General features: G+C 42.2%; 21 protein-coding genes. 17 read left to right on the top strand and 4 right to left on the bottom strand.

Going from position 1 to position 20,261, the window contains the following annotated elements:
- Window positions 1–55: 55 nt before the first annotated feature.
- From HPE56_RS17290 to HPE56_RS17235, 12 genes are all read left to right on the top strand, one after another.
- Entirely contained in the window at window positions 56–367 is a 312-nt protein-coding gene (locus HPE56_RS17290; RefSeq protein WP_188245011.1) for a DUF4286 family protein, read from the top strand.
- A 2-nt stretch (window positions 368–369) separates the two neighbouring features.
- Complete coding sequence (rsmA, locus tag HPE56_RS17285) at window positions 370–1,239, top strand: 16S rRNA (adenine(1518)-N(6)/adenine(1519)-N(6))-dimethyltransferase RsmA (protein ID WP_188245010.1); 870 nt, start codon at window positions 370–372, stop codon at window positions 1,237–1,239.
- On the top strand, window positions 1,226–2,578 hold the full coding sequence (gene mgtE, locus HPE56_RS17280; RefSeq protein WP_188245009.1) for a magnesium transporter: 1,353 nt from the start codon (window positions 1,226–1,228) through the stop codon (window positions 2,576–2,578). Before rsmA ends, mgtE begins: the two co-directional genes overlap by 14 nt.
- A 191-nt stretch (window positions 2,579–2,769) precedes the next feature.
- Entirely contained in the window at window positions 2,770–3,708 is a 939-nt protein-coding gene (locus HPE56_RS17275) for a 2-hydroxyacid dehydrogenase (protein WP_188245008.1), read from the top strand.
- 10 nt (window positions 3,709–3,718) lie between these two features.
- Entirely contained in the window at window positions 3,719–4,129 is a 411-nt protein-coding gene (locus HPE56_RS20595) for a response regulator transcription factor (protein WP_317173224.1), read from the top strand.
- Between the two features lie 97 nt (window positions 4,130–4,226).
- Window positions 4,227–4,688 carry a DUF4199 domain-containing protein gene (locus tag HPE56_RS17265; protein WP_188245007.1) on the top strand — a complete coding sequence of 154 codons (462 nt, stop codon included), beginning with the start codon at window positions 4,227–4,229 and terminating at the stop codon, window positions 4,686–4,688.
- Between the two features lie 4 nt (window positions 4,689–4,692).
- Window positions 4,693–5,151: a DUF1801 domain-containing protein gene (locus tag HPE56_RS17260; RefSeq protein WP_188245006.1), complete on the top strand. Its 459-nt coding sequence runs from the start codon at window positions 4,693–4,695 to the stop codon at window positions 5,149–5,151.
- A gap of 3 nt (window positions 5,152–5,154) precedes the next feature.
- Complete coding sequence (locus HPE56_RS17255; protein ID WP_188245005.1) at window positions 5,155–5,541, top strand: VOC family protein; 387 nt, start codon at window positions 5,155–5,157, stop codon at window positions 5,539–5,541.
- Between the two features lie 144 nt (window positions 5,542–5,685).
- Window positions 5,686–6,153 (top strand): TM2 domain-containing protein, encoded by a 468-nt coding sequence (locus HPE56_RS17250; RefSeq protein ID WP_188245004.1) that lies wholly within the window; start codon window positions 5,686–5,688, stop codon window positions 6,151–6,153.
- A gap of 90 nt (window positions 6,154–6,243) precedes the next feature.
- Window positions 6,244–6,732 carry a DUF6428 family protein gene (locus tag HPE56_RS17245; RefSeq protein ID WP_188245003.1) on the top strand — a complete coding sequence of 163 codons (489 nt, stop codon included), beginning with the start codon at window positions 6,244–6,246 and terminating at the stop codon, window positions 6,730–6,732.
- Entirely contained in the window at window positions 6,698–7,231 is a 534-nt protein-coding gene (locus tag HPE56_RS17240; protein WP_317173223.1) for a GNAT family N-acetyltransferase, read from the top strand. Before HPE56_RS17245 ends, HPE56_RS17240 begins: the two co-directional genes overlap by 35 nt.
- 76 nt (window positions 7,232–7,307) lie before the next feature.
- Window positions 7,308–7,727: an arsenate reductase ArsC gene (locus HPE56_RS17235; RefSeq protein WP_188245002.1), complete on the top strand. Its 420-nt coding sequence runs from the start codon at window positions 7,308–7,310 to the stop codon at window positions 7,725–7,727.
- Here HPE56_RS17235 and HPE56_RS17230 read toward each other — a convergent pair.
- From HPE56_RS17230 to HPE56_RS17220, 3 genes are all read right to left on the bottom strand, one after another.
- Window positions 7,724–9,541 carry a GNAT family N-acyltransferase gene (locus HPE56_RS17230; RefSeq protein WP_188245085.1) on the bottom strand — a complete coding sequence of 606 codons (1,818 nt, stop codon included), beginning with the start codon at window positions 9,539–9,541 and terminating at the stop codon, window positions 7,724–7,726. The two genes, HPE56_RS17235 and HPE56_RS17230, sit on opposite strands and share 4 nt — an antisense overlap.
- Before the next feature lie 86 nt (window positions 9,542–9,627).
- A complete protein-coding gene (locus HPE56_RS17225) occupies window positions 9,628–10,878 on the bottom strand; it encodes an aspartate kinase (protein WP_188245001.1) in 1,251 nt (416 codons plus the stop codon).
- Window positions 10,875–11,354, bottom strand: a complete 480-nt coding sequence (locus HPE56_RS17220) for a GNAT family N-acetyltransferase (RefSeq protein WP_188245000.1) — start codon at window positions 11,352–11,354, stop codon at window positions 10,875–10,877. Before HPE56_RS17220 ends, HPE56_RS17225 begins: the two co-directional genes overlap by 4 nt.
- A 108-nt stretch (window positions 11,355–11,462) precedes the next feature.
- Between HPE56_RS17220 and fbp the strand changes: the two genes are divergently transcribed.
- Window positions 11,463–12,473: a class 1 fructose-bisphosphatase gene (gene fbp, locus HPE56_RS17215; RefSeq protein ID WP_188244999.1), complete on the top strand. Its 1,011-nt coding sequence runs from the start codon at window positions 11,463–11,465 to the stop codon at window positions 12,471–12,473.
- A gap of 34 nt (window positions 12,474–12,507) precedes the next feature.
- Here the strand turns inward: fbp and HPE56_RS17210 are convergent, their stop codons facing one another.
- Complete coding sequence (locus HPE56_RS17210; protein WP_188244998.1) at window positions 12,508–12,930, bottom strand: TerB family tellurite resistance protein; 423 nt, start codon at window positions 12,928–12,930, stop codon at window positions 12,508–12,510.
- A 106-nt stretch (window positions 12,931–13,036) separates the two neighbouring features.
- Between HPE56_RS17210 and HPE56_RS17205 the strand changes: the two genes are divergently transcribed.
- From HPE56_RS17205 to HPE56_RS17190, 4 genes are all read left to right on the top strand, one after another.
- Window positions 13,037–15,502 (top strand): ligase-associated DNA damage response DEXH box helicase, encoded by a 2,466-nt coding sequence (locus HPE56_RS17205; RefSeq protein ID WP_188244997.1) that lies wholly within the window; start codon window positions 13,037–13,039, stop codon window positions 15,500–15,502.
- Between the two features lie 3 nt (window positions 15,503–15,505).
- Entirely contained in the window at window positions 15,506–16,138 is a 633-nt protein-coding gene (gene pdeM / locus HPE56_RS17200) for a ligase-associated DNA damage response endonuclease PdeM (protein ID WP_188244996.1), read from the top strand.
- A 152-nt stretch (window positions 16,139–16,290) separates the two neighbouring features.
- Window positions 16,291–19,692, top strand: a complete 3,402-nt coding sequence (gene mfd / locus HPE56_RS17195) for a transcription-repair coupling factor (protein ID WP_188244995.1) — start codon at window positions 16,291–16,293, stop codon at window positions 19,690–19,692.
- Between the two features lie 69 nt (window positions 19,693–19,761).
- Window positions 19,762–20,100: a tellurite resistance TerB family protein gene (locus tag HPE56_RS17190; RefSeq protein WP_188244994.1), complete on the top strand. Its 339-nt coding sequence runs from the start codon at window positions 19,762–19,764 to the stop codon at window positions 20,098–20,100.
- Window positions 20,101–20,261 lie beyond the last annotated feature (161 nt).

Here is a 20,261-nt window from a genome sequence, read left to right as displayed (position 1 = left end):
AAATAATTATTAAACAAGTTTAAACTTCCCCCTTGGGAGGATAAAAGATCGGACAATGTATATATACAACGTTACAACGAATATTGACGAATCAGTACATGACCAATGGCTTACCTGGATGAAGGACACCCATATTCCGGATGTATTGGCTACCGGGAAATTCCTTTCCGCCAAAATGTGCAGGGTAATGATGGAAGAGGACATGGGCGGTATCACCTATGCCGTACAATTCACAACTATCGACAGGAAAACACTACAGTCGTATTATGACGAACACGCCCCCGCATTACGCCAGGAAGCCGTAAAATTGTTTTCCGATAAATTTGTTTCATTTCGAACAGAACTGGAAGTTGTAAGCGAACACTAAATATGGGTAAAAGAAAAAAAAAGGGCTCAAAATCCTATAACCAGAATCAGAAATTCCACAAGGATCACGGCCCTGTAAAGGCCAAAAAATATTTGGGGCAACATTTTCTAAAAGATGAGACCATAGCCAAACAGATTGCAGACACCCTCTCTTTTGAAGGATACCGCAATGTTCTGGAAATCGGACCCGGCACCGGGGTGTTGACCAAATACCTTTTACAGAATGAAATCGATTTGGTAGCAATGGACTTGGATTCGGAATCTGTCACCTACCTCAACCAGAGCTTTTCTTTGGAGCATCCCGAGATCCTAGGCAACAACAGCACCTTTAAGGTTCTTGAGGCCGATTTTCTTAAATATGACCTATCATCCCTCTTTGGCACGGAATCCTATGCCATTACCGGAAACTTCCCCTATAACATTTCAACCCAGATCGTTTTTAAAATGTTGGAATGGCGTCATCAGATTCCTGAATTCTCAGGTATGTTCCAAAAAGAAGTAGCGGCACGTATCTGCGCCAAGGAAGGAAATAAGACCTATGGCATACTTTCTGTTTTGGCTCAGGCCTATTATGATGCCACCTATCTCTTTACCGTATCACCTGAGGTTTTTGATCCGCCACCAAAAGTACAATCGGGTGTTCTTCGTCTTACCAGGAAAGAAAACTTCAATCTCGAATGTGATGAAAAGTTATTTTATAGGATTGTAAAAACAGCCTTTAACCAGCGTAGAAAAACACTTCGAAATAGCTTAAAAAGCTTTGAGCTTTCTGATATTCTCAAAGAAGATGCTATCTTTGATCAACGTCCCGAACAATTGGCTGTGGCTGATTTTATTGGGCTGACAAAGAAAATTGCGAATGACTCCATTTAAACTCACGGACGAGTTTCTATCAGAAATAGAGGCCCTGATAGATGACCAGAAGAATTCCAGCTTGGAATCGCTTCTGAATGAGGTGCATTATGCCGATATTGCCGAAATCATCAACGAACTCAGTGAGGAGCACGCCACTTATCTGATCAAGCTTCTCGATAGTGACAAAACCTCTGATGTCCTTACCGAACTCGACGAGGATGTTCGTGAAGCCATCCTGAACAACCTCTCGGCAAAAGAGATTGCAGGAGAGCTCGAAGAATTGGACACCGATGATGCGGCGGATATTGTTGGGGAACTTCCCAAGGAAATCATTCATGAGGTCATTTCTGAAATTGAGGATAGGGAACACGCCAAGGATATTGTTGACCTTTTACGTTATGATGAGAATTCGGCGGGTGGACTCATGGCAAAGGAGTTGGTGAAAGTCCGTGAAAGCTGGAATATACTTACCTGTGTCAAGGAAATGCGGGCCCAAGCCGAAAATGTAACCAGGGTACACTCTATCTATGTGGTCGATGACAATGATAAATTGAAAGGTAGATTGTCGTTAAAGGATTTATTGACCACCTCTACCAAAAGCCATATCAGCGATGTCTATATCCCCAAGGTAGATTCGGTAAGTGTAAATGAAAAACCCGAGGAAGTCGCCAAAATCATGTCAAAATACGATTTGGAGGCCATTCCCGTGGTAGATGAAATGAACCGCCTGGTTGGGCGAATCACTATCGATGATATTGTTGATGTTATCCGGGAAGAAGCAGAAAAAGATTATCAAATGGCCGCTGGTATCTCACAGGATGTAGAGGCCGATGACAGTATCTGGAACCTTACAAGGGCCCGTCTTCCTTGGCTCTTCCTAGGCCTCGTAGGTGGGTTGGGTGCTGCCGCCATTATGGGCAGCTTTGAAAATATGATCAGTAGCCATGCCATACTTTTTTTCTTTACACCGCTGATTGCCGCCATGGCGGGTAACGTGGGTGTACAGTCCAGTGCCATTATCGTACAGGGACTTGCCAATGATGACCTAAAAGGGGGTGTCGGCAGCCGTTTGATCAAAGAAATGCTTTTGGCCATGCTGAATGGGGTTGTCCTGGCGACCGTACTACTGATCTTCACTTGGGTCTATAAAGGTGATTTCCTAACCTCATTGGCCATCTCCATATCATTGGTCGTGGTCATTATCGTAGCCGGACTCATAGGTACATTTATCCCATTATTCTTGCATAAAAGAGGTATTGACCCTGCAATTGCCACAGGACCGTTCATTACCACCAGTAATGATATTTTCGGTATTCTAATCTATTTTTCCATTGCTAAAATACTCTTGGGTATTTGATTGGAAATCCTTTTACTGAAGTACATCCTATTGAACCTAACATCGTACGAATGAAAGCCATCAATTTAAACGAAAAATATGCTGAATTTAAATCCCCATGACGATTCTTGCTTAAAAAAATACAGATAAGTCACCCATTAAAATGAGCCCTACCCCTCGTAGGAGTCGCAACTACTTTATATCTTTACTTTATGAAAATATTACACCTAGACACCAATCACCCGTTGATGATCGAGCAATTCGCCCAACTCGGCTTCCAAAATGATGAGGATTATACCTCAAACAAGGAAGAGATCGAAAAGAGAATACATACTTATGATGGAATCATCATCCGCAGCAGGTTCGGTATTGACGCCAAATTCCTTGACAAGGCCACCAATCTTAAGTTTATAGGACGTGTGGGAGCCGGACTGGAAAATATTGATATCGACCACGCCAAAAGCAAAGATATATTCTTGGCTTCGGCCCCGGAAGGCAATAGAAATGCCGTCGGTGAGCACACCTTGGGCCTACTTCTTTCCCTCTTGAACAAACTGAATAAGGCGGACTCGGAAGTAAGAAATGGAAAATGGGACCGGGAAGACAACCGGGGCTTCGAACTTGATGGTAAAACCGTGGGTATAATCGGTTACGGCAATATGGGAAAGGCCTTTGCCAAAAAACTCAGGGGATTTGACGTCGAAGTGATATGTTATGACATTATTGGTGGTGTTGGTGATGAAAACGCCCGTCAGGTGGGTATCATGGAACTTCAACAAAAAACCGATGTCCTTAGTTTACACGTACCCCAAACACCGGAGACCATAGGTATGATCAATGATGAATTCATCAATGGCTTTCAAAAACCGATCTGGTTATTGAATACCGCCCGGGGCAAATGTGTGATCACGGCGGATTTGGTCAAGAATTTAAAATCGGGCAGCATCCTCGGTGCCGGACTGGATGTCCTGGAATACGAAAAATCATCGTTCGAGAACATGTTCGATGACCATAACATGCCTGAAGCCTTTGATTACCTTATAAAAGCCAAGAATGTACTCTTTACGCCCCACGTTGCCGGCTGGACCGTTGAGAGTAAAGAAAAACTGGCACAAACCATCGTCGATAAAATAAAAGAAAGATTTTGTTAACTTTAGGATTGTGAAAAAAACAGTTCTGATTTTTGGGATATTGGTTTTTGCCCTTTTGCTTCTTTTTCAAATCAGTAAATACGCGATGGTGACCGGAAGCATGGACACGGAAATCATTATTGCCATTGTTGCTATTGTGTTTTTTATAGTCGGGGTTTACCTACACAAAAAAAGTCTTCATACCGATCCATTCCCCAAAACGGGAGTGAATCTAGAAAAAACAAAATCCCTTGAAATTAGTCCTCGGGAATACGAAGTCTTGAAGGAAGTCGCATTAGGCTTATCCAATAAGGAAATTGCAGATAAGTTGTTCGTATCGGAAAGCACTATAAAAACACATGTATCCAATTTACTGGTTAAATTGAATGCAAAAAGAAGAACACACGCCATTCAAATCGCCCAGGAGCTCAAGATCATTTGAATTTTACCCTAGAATATCAAATTTGCCCATTTTGGTACTTTAGTATGAGCAATTTAAGCCTCCCCCATAGTAGCTTTGATCAACTAAAACACTAATTATGAAAAAAGTCATTTTAAAATATGGTGGTTACGGATTTGTTCTTTCCACTATACTTTTCCTTTTAGGGCTTTATATTGGAAAGGGAGTTGCTTATTCCACCCAGGAAGTTATAGGATATGTAACGATTATCGCTTCATTGATTTTTGTTTTTTTTGGGATAAAACATTTTAGGGATAAAGAAAACCAAGGTAAACTCTCCTTTGGCAAGGGCATGATCATCGGGATATCGATTTCGGCCATTTCCGCATTGGGCATAGCCCTTGCTGATTTGATTTATACCACTGTAATTAACCCTGATTTCTTTGAGGAGTATAAGGCCGTTATGGTCACAGAGGGTTATGAAGGGGAGATTCCGGAATACAGTAGTGGTTTTATGGCATTTATTATGTTTGTTACCGTATTGACAATAGGTGTGGTTATAAGTTTACTATCCTCACTTGTCCTTCAACATAAAAAATGACCGTATGCAATCAAAGGCAAACACACCCGAAGAATATATCAATGAATTGCCCGATGACCGTAAGATCGTCATTCAAAAACTCCGAAAAACAATTCTAGACCATCTACCAAAGGGATTTAAGGAACAAATGACCTATGGCATGTTGGGATATGTGGTCCCCCATGACCTTTATCCCGACGGGTACCATTGCAATACAGCATTACCTTTGCCTTTTATGAACGTGGCATCCCAAAAGAATTTTGTCGCTTTGTATCACTCCGGTATGTATGCGAATAAGGAATTATATGATTGGTTTGTCGAAGAATTCCCGAAATATGTAAAAACAAAGTTGGATATAGGCAAAAGCTGTATTCGATTCAAAAATATGGAAACCATTCCCTACGGACTTATCGGCGAACTCTGTACAAAAATGAGCGTAGACGACTGGATTATCCGCTATACAAAAAACATAAAAAAAACGTGATCCATGAAAAATAGAGTTACTGGTCTCGGTGGTTTTTTCTTTAAGACCAAAGACCCCGATAAAATAAAAGAGTGGTATAAAAACCATTTGGGACTGAACACCGACCCATACGGATGTACTTTCTGGTGGAAGGACCAGGAAGGCAATGATTGTTCTACACAATGGAGCCCAATGAAAGAGGATACCCCCTACTTTGAACCCAGCAAAAAACAGTTTATGATGAATTTCAGGGTAAGTAACCTCGTGGAACTGTTGGAAGTATTAAAAAAGGAGGGTGTAACCGTAGTTGGCGAAATTGAAGAATATGAATACGGGAAATTTGGGTGGATATTAGATCCCGAAGGCAATAAATTGGAGCTTTGGGAACCCATTGACAAGGCATTTTTATAAAAACAAACACACAAACCAACGTGAAAATCGACAATTATTTGGCCTTTAAAGTTTTATGTCCCCATAATGTTTGGCACCTTTCCCTTTCTGTTTAAGTTTTTTTATTACATTTAACCCTAGTATTAACCACCAATAATAATCATTATGTCAGAAGAGAGTAAAGACCTAGGCGACAAAGCTAAAGACCTAGGGGATAAAGCCAGCGAAAAAATAGAGGACGCTAAAGACGCGACCAAGGAATTTGCAGAAGATGCAAAGGAAAAAGCCAGTGATTTTACCGAAGATGCCAAAGAGACCGCTAAAGAATTTACCGATAGCGCCAAAGAGGCCTTTAGTGGTGCAGGCGGGGAAAACAAAAAAATCCTTGTTGGCATCCTAGCGATAATCTTGGGCTCCTTGGGGGTTCATAAATTTCTTCTCGGATACCAAAAAGAAGGTTTTATCCTTTTGGGTGTTACCATAGCTGCTTATGTACTCTCTTGTGTGGGTGTAGGTTTGTTATTCGTTTGGATCCCAAGTGTCATTGGATTAATAGAAGGAATCATATACTTGACCAAATCGGATGAGGAGTTTTACAACACCTATCAGGTAGGCAAAAAGCCTTGGTTCTAAAATAATAAAAAGCCGAAAATCAACATTCGGCTTTATTTATATATTTAATTATCGTTATATTGCGATATACAAATATAATATAGAGGAACTATGAAAACAAATGAATTCTTGGAATTACTCAGGTCCAACCCAAGCAAAAGTCTTCTTTTCGAATACAAAGAAGGCTATCTTGTCGGTGCCAATTACCACATTACAGAGGTAAAGAATATCATCATCGATGCCATCGACTGTGGTGCAAACACCGATTATTGGAAAGAAACCATTGTACAACTCTGGGAAAGTCCTAAGGAGAAAGGCAAAAGGGACTATATGACCACCGATAAGGCACTGGCAATACTGGACAAGGTTGACCGTATAAAACCCATGGAAAAGGAGGTGGAAATCAAATTTGAATACAGCAACCCTTCCTTTCATACGGCGCAGCTTTTTGTAAATGGACATTCCATTACCGCCGGGAAGCTAGTGTTGCGATTGGGCGTGGAACGAACGGATTGTAAAGCAAAGGCCACCTGCGGGCAACCCGTTGAAAAAATCGAACAGGAAGTTGCGTGTTGCACCCCTGGAACGGGATGCTGTTAATCCTACCTCGGCGTACCTATGTGAAATGCATCCAGCTGATTGGGATTCAGTGGCTAAAATTTACGCTGAGGGAATAGCCACCGGTTATGCCACCTTTGAAAAAAGCATACCCGCTTTCCAAACTTGGGACAAAGCACATCTCCCGTCCTGTAGATGGGTTGCCGTGGAAAACGATAGCATATTGGGATGGGCAGCGCTATCCTCGGCATCAAGCCTATGTGTGTATGGGGGCGTGGCCGAGGTAAGTATCTATGTTGGTACGGCCTATACGGGTAAGGTATTGGGTACCTTACCCATGCATTCCCTCATAGCCAGCAGTGAAAATGAAGGTTCCTGGACCTTACAGTCTGGTATATTCCCTGAGAACCAAGGAAGTATTGCCCTGCACAGGAAAGCTGGTTTTCGATATATCGGCATACGGAAAAAGATCGGTCAATTGGAAGGTATTTGGAAAGACGATCTACTCTTTGAACGGAGGAGTAAAATCGTTGGCACTTAATCCTTATCTTTCCTGTACAATTAACCTGCTTGGACCAATCACCCATGTAGGGCAAACCGATTAAAAGAGAATACAGATGAAGAACATCTTGGTAATGTGCACGGGTAATTCCTGTAGAAGCCAAATGGCACACGGTTATTTGGAAAAACTACAAGATGGCTTGGCCAATATTTATAGTGCTGGGATAGAAATCCACGGCCTAAACGAAAGGGCCGTGGCCATTATGGCCGAAGATGGCATCGATATTTCAGGACACACCTCGAACCACGTTACTGAATACCTCGATATCAATTTCGACTTTATCATAACGGTCTGCAACCATGCCAATGAAAACTGCCCATACATTCCGTCCAAAAACGCAAAACGTTTGCATCATAATTTTCTAGACCCTTCCAAAGCGGAAGGCTCCGCAGAGGAAAAACATAAAATCTTTTTGAAGGTCAGGGATGAAATAAAGGAATTTTGCCAAAAATTCATTCTTAGGGAATTACACTAATCCCCATTGTTCTGTAGGTTCTCTGCAAACTTCCTTTCGAGCTCGGCCTGAAACTCTTCCATTACGGGCTTAACCGTGCTTTCCGGTAAATCGGCAATACGTATATACATCAATCCATCTACCGAATTATTAAAAAGTGGATCAACATTAAAGGCCACCACCTTGGCATTCTGTTTGATATATTTCTTGATCAAGACCGGAAGCCTAAGATTTCCGGGTTCCACCTCATTGATCATACGATCGAATTTATTAAGGTCCGCCTTGGTCTCATCAAAAATAAAGTCCTTGTCCGCATCCTTCAGTTTTACCTTGAACTCCTTTTTCGGGCTTATATACTGGGCCACATACGGATCCCAATAATTACTTTTCATAAACTCGATCATCAAGGATTTCGAAAAATTGGAGAACTGATTACTGATACTGACCCCACCAATCAGGTATTTATGTTCTGGATGCCTTAAGGTCGTATGTACAATACCCTTCCACAAAAGAAACAAGGGCATTGGTTTTTGTTGGTATTTCTTAATGATATAGGCCCTGCCCATCTCTATGGACTGCCGCATCATCCCATGCAGTTCAGGCTCAAACCGAAAAAGGTCCTGCAAATAAAAACCGTCGATCCCATGTTTTTCAAAGATTTCAGAACCCATTCCCATTCGGTATGCACCGACGATTTCCTTATCCTCGTCATCCCATAGGAACAAATGATGGTAATATTCATCAAACTTATCCAAATCTATGGAATTGTTGGTTCCCTCCCCTATGGCCCTAAAGGTTACCTCACGCTGTCGGCCTATTTCCTTCAGGATAAATGGCATATCATTGGCCGTCGCCAAGAAGACCTCATAGTTCTTACTTTGCAACATTCTGCAGTCCTTTTCCCGAAGCTTTTCAATTTCACCTTGAATAACTTCCGTCCTAACGGCAGAAGCTATTTTTTTTGGCATTTTAGGAAGTTTCAAGGAGGTGGGCAACTGATCGATCAAACGCTCCTTTTCATAGGCATTGGATAGCAGGTAGGTCTTCTTACGAAGCAACTCGGTAAATTCCTCCAAGGTCTTTTGCTCATTTTGCATCGCTACCGATATCGGTTGTCCTATCCTAACCTTAATGGGCCTATTTCTTTGGGAATATATTTCCGAGGGTAATTTAGCGGTTCTAAAAACATCACTGATTTTAGACAATCTATAGAAGAACTTACTGTTCCTGGCATGAAAATATATGGGGACCACGGGAACGTTCGCCCTTCGGATCAATTTGAGGGCAGACTCCTCCCAGGGCTTATCAACGATCAGCTTATCATCCTTATAGGTAGACACTTCCCCCGCAGGGAAAATACCTAAGGGATGCCCATCCCCCAAGTGTGCCATCGCACTTTTGAAACCCGCAATACTACTTTGTACATCCTTATGGTTCTCAAAAGGATTGACAGGTAGGATATAAGGGGATATCGGCTCGATCCTATTCAATAGGAAATTGGCGATAATCTTAAAATCGGACCTATTGCTAACCAGTAATTTCAATAGCAACACCCCATCAATACCCCCTAAGGGATGATTGGATATGGTAATGTAGGCCCCTTCTTTCGGCAACCGTTTGAAATCCTCTTCGGGCACTTCAAAATCTATCTGGTAATGGCGGAGTATGGCATCCAGAAACTCCATGCCCTCGAGATGTTCATGCTTAGTGTAGAAGTCGTTTATTTCGGAAATCCGGGTAATCTTCATTAGGACCCACCCCATAAAAGTACCCAAAAAACCATATTTATCAAGATTGATTGCTTTGGCTACTTCCTTAGCGGTAACTAAACCCATGCTCTTTTTCATTTAGAAAGCATAAATATAGTAAAATCCCTATTGGAAGTACCATTTTAACAGTCCAGAATACATTTTTACGACAGTTATTTCACTACCAATTGTACGGTCTCATTCGCCCTTTGCTCCAGCAGGATTTCCTTACCCTTCTGTAAGGTTTCTATGGCATTTGTATTGAAATGCCTAATGGTGTAGAGTGAAACGCCTTCGTAGCACACCACCTTAAACCTACTTTTAAGCAAGTTCAGTAATTCTTGCAACCTGCCAAATCGATTGTCTACACATACAGAAAAACTAATAGCGGAATTCTGGATAAGGCCTACCTTGATCTTATGGTCATAAAACATCTTGAAAAGATCGCTGATGTTGTCCTCTACGATGAACGAAAAATCCAAGGAAGAAAGTCGCATCAATACTTGGTCCTTCTTCATGATATAACACGGAACCTGTGGCTCTAGGGTTGTTCCCTTACCCACCTTGGTGCCTGCCCCCTTGGGATTTATAAAGGATTTCACCAACAACGGAATCTCTTTGCGTTGTAAAGGTTGCAACGTTTTGGGATGGATGACCGAGGCTCCGTAAAACGCCAATTCTATCGCTTCGCGATATGAAATCTGATTCAGTAGTTGGGCCTCTTCGAAATAACGGGGATCCGCATTCAACACACCGGGGACATCCTTCCATATGGTAACCGAATTGGCATTGAGACAATACGCAAAAATAGCGGCGGTATAATCCGAGCCCTCACGCCCCAATGTAGTGGTAAAGTTGTTGTCATCACTCCCTAAAAAACCCTGGGTAATATAGAACCTATCCTTATCGACACCCTTTGAAATCCGCTCTTGGGTGATTTCCCAATTGACCATAGCATCCCGATAATTGTTATCGGTCTTAATAAAATCGCGTACATCCAACCACGAATTTTTTATACCCTCATCGTTCAGGTAAGCACTTAAAATCGTGGTCGACACCAATTCGCCATAACCCACGACCTGATCATAGACAAAATTATAATTGGGTGATTTATTCCAGGCCAAGAAGCCCCGAACCTCATCAAAAAGCACTTTTACCCTATCAAAAATCGGGTGTTTATCCGAATTGAACAGATCCAACATAATGGCATTGTGATACTCCACAACCTCTTGAACCGCCGAATTAAGGACATTCTTATCCTCAAAATAGAAATTTACCACCTTTTCCATGGCATTGGTACTCTTGCCCATGGCAGAAACCACCAACAATGTATTTTCGTGACCTACTTCCTTCAAAACCTTCACAAGGTTCTGTACTCCGGCAGCATCCTTAACCGATGCCCCTCCAAATTTGAAAATTCTCATATCTTATTTAAATAATTCTGTATTCCTTTTTCGTCCAATTGCACTACGTCCCAATCGCGCATGACCCTTGCCCCATTCTTTTCATAGAATGCAATAGCAGGCTCATTCCAATCCAACACCTCCCAATTGATACGTTTTACACCAAGCTTAGCCCCATAAGTAACTACGGCATCCAGAAGTGCCGAGCCCAAACCACTACCGCGCATTGTTTCCGCCACAATCAAATCCTCCAAATGGATTATGGGCCCTTTCCATGTGGAATACCGATGATAAACCAAGGCCATACCTACCACTTTAGAACTGGATTCAGCTACAAAGCAGTGGAATAGGACATTTTCCCCAAAACCATCGCGCTCCAAATCCTCTATAGTGACCTCTACGGCATTGTCCTCCTTTTCAAAACTGGCGAGTTCTTTAATAAGATCAAGCACTTGGGGCATATCGGCCTTCACGGCGTCTCGAATAGTAAATATCATAATTGTTACAAATAAAACACGAAGTTATAAATTTAAACAATCAATTTATTCCGAAAACGTTGTAGTTTCACAAATTACCCGATATTTGTATTCAAAACACACAAAACCATGCTAGGCAACAAACACAAAACACTTGGAGAGTTCATCATCGAAAACCAATCGTCCTTTCAATATTCCTCTGGGGAATTATCAAGGCTTATCAACGCCATTCGCCTAGCGGCCAAAGTTGTAAACCATGAAGTGAACAAGGCGGGATTGATCGATATTCTCGGTGCTGCAGGGGACACCAATATACAAGGGGAAGACCAGCAGAAGCTAGATGTACTTGCCAATGACATATTCATTCAAACCTTGAAAAACCGTGAGATTGTTTGCGGTATCGCCTCTGAAGAGGAAGATGATTTTATCAGCATTAACAGTAATGACGAAAAGCATCAGAACAAATATGTGGTATTGATCGATCCCTTGGATGGATCTTCCAATATCGATGTAAATGTCTCTGTTGGGACGATCTTTTCCATCTATAGAAGGGTTACCCCTGCAGGCACACCCGTGCAACTGGAGGATTTCCTGCAACCGGGCAATAAACAGGTCGCGGCAGGATATATTGTCTATGGGACTTCCACCATGTTGGTCTACACTACCGGGGATGGCGTGAACGGCTTTACCCTTAATCCGGCCCTTGGCACTTTTTACCTTTCACATCCGGATATGAGATTCCCTGAAAACGGAAAAATATACTCGGTGAATGAAGGTAACTATGTTCATTTTTTACAAGGGGTAAAAGATTATATAAAATACTGTCAGGAAGAGAAAGAGGACCGACCCTATACCTCAAGATATATAGGATCTCTTGTCTCTGATTTCCACAGAAATATGATTAAGGGCGGTATTTACATGTACCCAAAGAGCAGTGTTTCGGAAAGTGGTAAATTACGCCTGTTGTACGAGTGCAACCCCATGGCCTTTATTGCCGAACAGGCAAATGGCAAGGCTATTGGCGGTCGAACAAGAATACTGGATATCGTGCCTACGGAGCTACATCAGCGTGTCCCCTTCTTTGTTGGAAGCAAAAATATGGTGGATAAACTACAGGAATTCCTCGATAAGTATAAATAAGCCCTAGGACTCCTAGGACGATAATGATCCCTGCCTATTTATTTATCATGTACAAATAGTCGTCAAAGTCTATTCGTCCGGAAAAAATCGCAATTGATTTTCCAATGATCTTATCCGCTTTATCACTCGGATAACCCAAACCTATGGCATATTTTTTCAACAAAACCATTTCATCATCGTCGACTTCATTGTCGGCGAAGATAATCTTGAAAAGATCGAATAGGCGTTCCAACCTTTCCTTAGAACTATTTTGGGGATCAATCGCATATTTAGTCGGGGTTTTCATCACCTCCCTAAAATCGGCCTCAGAAATATCCAGCTTATTCGCGAATCTTTCCAAAAGTTTCATTTCATGGGAATTCACGTCCCCATCAACAGCCGCCAAGGAAGCTATTGCGGCAAAATGAGCCAAATTTCTCCGTTTCCCACTGTGGTCGTATAAATCTAAAATAGGCATGTTTACTTCATTTAATTTCAACAAATATAATTTTTTAAAAGTGATATGTAAACCTACCTATGATTATTTTATCTTGTACTTTCAGCTTTGAAAGTTAGATCGATCTATGACAACAGACCAACTTTACAAGATTGCGGAGGACTGGTTTGACCAACAAAACTGGAAACCATTTGCCTTTCAAAGGCAAACATGGAAGACCTTTCTTCAAGGAAAAAACGGACTCCTGAACGCCCCAACGGGTAGTGGTAAGACCTATGCCCTTTGGTTTCCTATCATCTTGGACTACATTAAGAACCACCCTGATTACAAAACCACCCATAAGAAAGGCCTTAAGGCGATATGGATAACCCCTTTAAGGGCATTGTCCCACGAAATTAAACAATCCGCAGAACGTGTGGCCAACGATCTGGGTACCGGTCTCAGCGTTGGGATCCGTTCAGGGGACACCAGTACCAGTGAAAGGGTCAAACAGAAAAGGAATATGCCCGATTTGCTGATTACCACTCCCGAAAGCCTGCAATTGTTGTTGGCGACAAAAGGTTATGCAAAAACCTTCAAAAATTGCTCCGCCATTGTGGTTGATGAATGGCATGAACTATTGGGCACCAAAAGAGGTGTACAAACCGAATTGGGGCTATCCAGATTGAAATCCGTCTGCAAAAAGGTACGTATTTGGGGCATTTCAGCGACCATTGGCAATTTAGACGAAGCACGGCAGGTATTATTGGGGCCTGCTTCACCGGCCTTGGACAATTCTGTGATGATCAAGGCCAACACCGCTAAAAAAATTACCGTTAAGAGTATCATTCCTAAAAAAATGGAAACCTTCCCATGGCGTGGGCATTTGGGGCTGCATTTGTTGGAAAAGGTCATACCGATCTTAAATAATAGTAAAACCACCCTATTATTCACCAATACCCGAAGTCAATGCGAAATTTGGTTTCAAAAAATCCTTGAAAAGCATCCCGAATATGCAGGGGAGATAGCCATGCACCATGGCAGCATAAATAAAGAAACGCGACAATGGGTCGAACAGGCGATTCGCAATGAAAGTTTAAAGGCCGTGGTCTGTACATCGAGTCTGGACCTAGGGGTTGACTTTGCACCTGTTGAAACTGTAGTCCAAATAGGGGGCACCAAAGGAATTGCCCGTTTTATACAACGTGCAGGCCGCAGTGGCCATAGGCCCGGTAAGGAAAGTGTCATTTATTTTTTACCCACACATGCCCTGGAACTCGTTGAGGCTTCCGCATTGCAACAGGCGGTTAAGAAAAAAGAAGTTGAGGACCGAATACCCTATCTCAATAGTTTTGACGTATTGGTCCAATACCTGACCACCTTGGCGGTTTCTGATGGTTTTTATCCCTCGATTATCCATAAGGAAATCAAAAACACCTTTTGTTATCAGGCTATTACCATGGAACAATGGCAATGGCTATTGAATTTTTTGGTCATGGGGAGTCAAAGTTTGCAGACCTATGATGAATTCAAAAAGGTGGAAGTCGAGGAAGACGGCCGGTTTAAAGTAAACCACAGGGGAATTGCCATGCGACATCGTTTTCAGATCGGCACCATTGTCGGCGATGCCAATTTAACGGTGCGCTATCAAAAAGGGGGGTATATTGGGACGATTGAGGAGTATTTTATTTCAAAATTAAAAACAGGTGATGTATTTACCTTTGCTGGAAGAAATCTGGAATTCATCCGAATCAAACAAATGCAGGTGCATGTACGGAATTCAAGTAAAAAATCGACAAAAGTGCCCGCTTGGATGGGTGGAAGAATGTCCTTTTCAACGCAAATGTCCGAATTATTGAGAAATGAACTGTATTCGGCCGCACTTCCGGAATCACAACAATCGATAGAAATCAAATCCTTAAAAACCATCTTCGACAAACAACGCGAGGAGAGTATCGTTCCCAAACCCAATGAATTTTTAATAGAAACCTTTGAAACCAATGATGGTCACCACCATATCTTTTATCCGTTCGAAGGACGTGCCGTACACGAGGCCATGGGTAGCTTACTCAGTTACCGAATCAGTTTATTATCCCCAATTACATTCTCTTTGGCCTTCAATGATTACGGTTTTGAGCTGCTCTCCGACCAAAAACTGGACATTCAGGAAATCCTGGACAACAACCTATTTACGACAGCCTATGTCTTCGATGATCTTCAGAAAAGTCTCAATGCAACGGAAATGGCCAAACGCAAATTTCGGGATATTGCGGTCATTAGCGGGTTGGTATTCACCGGTTATCCCGAAAAAGGGATTAAAATGAAGCATTTACAGAGTAGTTCACAATTGTTTTTTGATGTGTTCAAGGATTATGAGGCCGACAATCTGCTTTATCAACAAGCATTTACCGAAACCTTTGAGCACCAATTGGAGGAAGGTCGTCTACGCATGGCTTTGGAACGAATCCAAAAACAAAAAATCGTTTGTAAACAATGCCGGCAACCCACCCCATTTTCCTTTCCTTTGATTACCGACAGGTTACGGGAAAAATTATCGAGTGAAAAATTAGCCGACCGCATCAAGCGAATGACGGCAAAACTTTTAAAAAAATAGGGCGTGACACAAAACATTCGGATATACGACCACGAATTCATCTTACACGCATCCGGTGCCGTGTTTTGGAAAGGGAAAGCCACCCTGTTGATCAGTGACGTACATTTGGGCAAGGTTAGCCACTTCAGAAAATTTGGGGCAGCGGTCCCTCTTAAAGCCATTGGTGCCAATTTTGAGTTATTGGATGAAGTAATCGCATATTTTAATCCTGAAAAAATAATTTTCCTTGGGGATTTATTCCATGCCCACTTGAACACTGAATGGATCTATTTTGAAGCCTGGATTGCACAAATCGCCACAGAAGTAATCCTGATCAACGGTAACCATGATGTGATTTCCCCCTTAAAATATGAAGCATTGGGTATTGAGATCCATGATGAACTTATTTTGGACAAGTGTCTACTGACGCACCACCCCGAGCCTCGTCAAGGCTATTTCAATTTTTGCGGACATATACACCCAGCCGTTAAGATCCAAGGAAGTGGCAAACAATCGTTACGGCTCCCCTGTTTTTTTAAAACCCAGGATCAAATGATCCTTCCCGCTTTTGGAAAATTCACGGGATCATATACCCTAAAACGAAAAAAAGAGGACGAAGTCTATGCCTTGGCCGAAGGCATGGTTATAAAAATATAACCCTTCCCTTGGGCAACCAAGGGCTTCAACCTATATTTGCACTTGTAAAAAACAAACCAGCCTGGATACGTTCTTGGTTAGTTTAACCAACTGTTTCAACATCACTTAGCTTATTTGTTGTTAAAACAGGGGTGCACTAAAAAATATAACGGTTGACCCAATCCACAATCCAACAACTGTTCGCACAGTCTCCGAAAACCCGGAAACTGCAGGAGGCTATTGCCGATTCCCAAATCCAGGGTACCCATCAAAATGATGGGATTTCGTTGAAAGGCCTAACAGGTTCTTCCCTTTCATTCGTTGTTTCGGATGTTTTCAAAAACGCTGACAAACCTTTTTTATTGGTATTCAACGACAAGGAGGAGGCGGCTTATTACCTCAATGACCTGGAACTGTTGATCGGGGAGAAAGATGTATTGTTCTACCCCGGTAGTTATCGCAGGCCGTATCAGATAGAAGAGACCGACAATGCCAATATACTCCTTAGGGCCGAGGTCCTGAATCGTATAAACTCAAGAAAGAAACCGGCGGTCATCGTTACGTACCCCGATGCCCTTTTTGAAAAAGTGGTCACCCGAAAAGAGTTGGACAAGAATACACTGAAGATCAAAATCAATGATTCCCTGTCTTTGGACTTTCTTAATGAGGTGCTTTTCGAATACCAGTTCAAACGTGTGGATTTTGTGACCGAACCTGGGGAATTCTCGGTTAGGGGGGGCATAGTCGATGTATTTTCCTTTTCCCATGATCAGCCTTACCGCATCGAATTTTTCGGGGATGAGGTAGATAGTATCCGAACCTTCGATGTGGAAACGCAATTATCAACGGAGAAGGTAAACAAGATCTCGATTATCCCGAATGTAGAAAACAAGTTTTTGGATGAGACCCGGGAGAGTTTCTTAAAATATATTTCACCCAAGACCATCGTCTTTACGAAAAACCTTGAATTACTCTTCGATCGATTGGATTCATTTTTCCTAAAAGCACAGGAGTCATTTGCCAAATTATCCAAGGAAATAAAACATGCCCAACCCGAGGAACTGTTCGTAAATTCAAAACTGCTGAAAACACAGTTGAAGGATTACGGTTTGGTGGAAATGGGCGGAACTACCTTATCATCCAAGTCCACCCAGGTCGAAGAACTCGTTTTCAAGACAAAGCCACAACCCGCCTTTAATAAGAAATTCGATTTATTGATTGACAACCTCAATCAAAATAGCCAAAACGGATATACGAACTATATCTTCTGCGCTTCGCAGCAGCAGGCCAAACGCTTTCATGATATTTTTGCCGAGGTAGACCACGACATTCAATATACCACAGTGGTTTTCCCTATATTCCAGGGGTTTATCGATGATGACCTGAAATTGGTCTGCTATACCGATCATCAGATATTTGAACGTTACCATAAGTTTCAACTGAAAAACGGATATACCAAGAAACAGGCCATCACCCTTAAGGATCTCAACAAATTGGATATTGGTGATTATGTAACCCATATCGATCATGGTATCGGCAAGTTCGGGGGACTCCAAAAAATAGATGTTGAAGGCAAAAAGCAGGAAGCGATCAAACTCATGTACGGGGATCGCGACATACTCTATGTCAGTATCCATTCGCTTCACAAAATATCGAAATTCAATGGTAAGGACGGCGCTGTCCCGAAGATTTACAAATTGGGTTCTGCCGCCTGGAAAAAACTAAAACAAAAAACCAAATCACGGGTCAAGAAAATTGCCTTCGACCTGATCAAGGTGTATGCCAAGCGAAGATTGCAAAAAGGATTCCAGTATGACCCTGATAGCTATATGCAATTGGAATTGGAAGCTTCCTTTATCTATGAGGACACCCCGGACCAAAGTAAGGCCACCGAGGATATTAAAAAGGACATGGAGAGTGAACGACCCATGGATCGCCTTATTTGTGGGGATGTTGGATTTGGAAAGACCGAAGTGGCCATACGTGCTGCATTCAAAGCTGTGGACAATGGCAAACAAGTCGCCGTTTTGGTCCCTACGACCATTCTGGCCTTTCAACACCACAGGACCTTTACGGAACGCTTAAAGGAAATGCCGGTGACCGTTGACTATCTCAACCGGTTTAGAACGACCAAAGAAAAAAGGGATACCCTTGAAAAGCTGGAAAGCGGACAAGTCGATATCATTATCGGCACCCATCAACTGGTAAACAAAAACGTGAAATTCAAAGACCTTGGCCTTTTGATCGTTGACGAGGAGCAAAAATTCGGGGTTTCCGTAAAAGACAAACTTAAATCGATCAAAGAGAATGTTGACGTGCTTACGTTGACCGCAACCCCCATTCCACGTACGCTTCAGTTCAGCTTAATGGCGGCACGGGACCTTTCGGTCATCAACACCCCACCACCCAACCGATACCCTATCGAAAGCCATGTTATACGTTTTGGGGAAGAAACCATCCGCGATGCCATCACCTATGAAATACAACGTGGCGGACAGGTGTTTTTCATCCACAACCGTATTGAGAACATCAAAGAGGTAGCCGGTATGATCCAACGCTTGGTGCCCGATGCCAAAATAGGTATTGGTCACGGTCAAATGGAGGGTAAAAAACTGGAAGCATTGATGCTCGCCTTTATGAATGGGGAATTCGATGTACTTGTTTCCACAACGATTGTTGAAAGTGGATTGGATGTCACAAACGCCAATACCATATTCATCAATAATGCCAATAATTTCGGACTTAGCGACTTGCACCAAATGCGGGGTCGAGTAGGCCGTAGCAACAAAAAGGCGTTCTGCTATTTTATTACCCCACCATATGATGTCATGACCTCCGAAGCCCGTAAAAGAATACAGGCGCTCGAGCAATTTACCGAATTGGGAAGTGGTTTCAACATTGCGATGAAAGATTTGGAAATTCGTGGTGCCGGTGATATTTTGGGAGGGGAACAGAGTGGCTTTATCAATGAAATCGGTTTTGACGCCTATCAAAAAATACTGGCAGAAGCCATAGAAGAACTCAAGGAAAATGAGTTCAAGGAATTATATGAGGAGGTTGAGGGCCACCATGAAAAGGTTTATGTTAAGGATACCCAGCTCGATTCTGATTTTGAATTACTTTTCCCCGATGATTATATCAATAACATTACAGAACGATTGAATCTCTATACCGAACTTAATTCGATCAAGGAAGAAGAGGCCTTGCAGAAGTTTGAGTCCGAACTGATCGATCGTTTCGGTGAATTGCCCACGCAGGTTGTCGACCTACTGAACTCAGTCCGTATAAAATGGATTGCCAACGGAATAGGTCTTGAAAAGGTGGTGATGAAGAAAGGCAGATTGATCGGTTATTTTATCAGCGACCAACAATCGGCTTTTTACCAAAGTGCCCAATTTTCCCAAGTACTCCAATTTGTACAGGCCAACGCGCGCCTGTGTAAAATGAAGGAAAAAGAAACCCGGAACGGACTTCGGTTGTTATTGACATTTGATAAAATCACCTCTTTGGAAAAAGCACTGAAGGCTTTGTCCCCTTTCGATAATCAGAAAACAACAGCAGTTACCCCCAACTAGGGTAGCCTACGATTTCCTTTACACCATAATTACGTATATTAAACACTACCATTAACAGATATCTACACTATGAACAATTCAAGCACAAGTTTCACTATAGCTGAAAAATTAGCCATTGTACATGCGATGGATTCTGTCATATTAGCTGATGGCACCGTTCATAAAGGCGAATTGGACGCCTTGGGTGAAATGATGCCCCGCATTGAATTTGACAGCAATTTTATCCTTCAGGCGCGAAATATCGCCCAAGAACAGGCAAAATTGATATTACGGGACATGTCGGAAGACAAAAAACTGGAATTGGTCAGCATTTTGGATGAAATAGCGATCTCCGATGGATTTGTACATCAAAAAGAATCGGATCTACTCTTGGATATTTATTCCTTCATCGGTATTGAGCGCAAATAAATACGACCAAAAACCAATCTCCTGCCAATGGCCCTTTTTTTATTTTATATTGAAACGAAAGCAGCGATTAAAAGATGATTCTTTGGAAAATACATAGAGCAAAATCCAAGATCCAGCAACACCCCAATGACCTAAAATTATTATCTTACGGGCCGATTAAC

This window comes from Maribacter aquimaris (assembly GCF_014596745.1).
Taxonomy (GTDB): Bacteria; Bacteroidota; Bacteroidia; order Flavobacteriales; family Flavobacteriaceae; genus Maribacter_A; species Maribacter_A aquimaris.
This window is presented reverse-complemented; position numbering and strand designations above follow the sequence as displayed.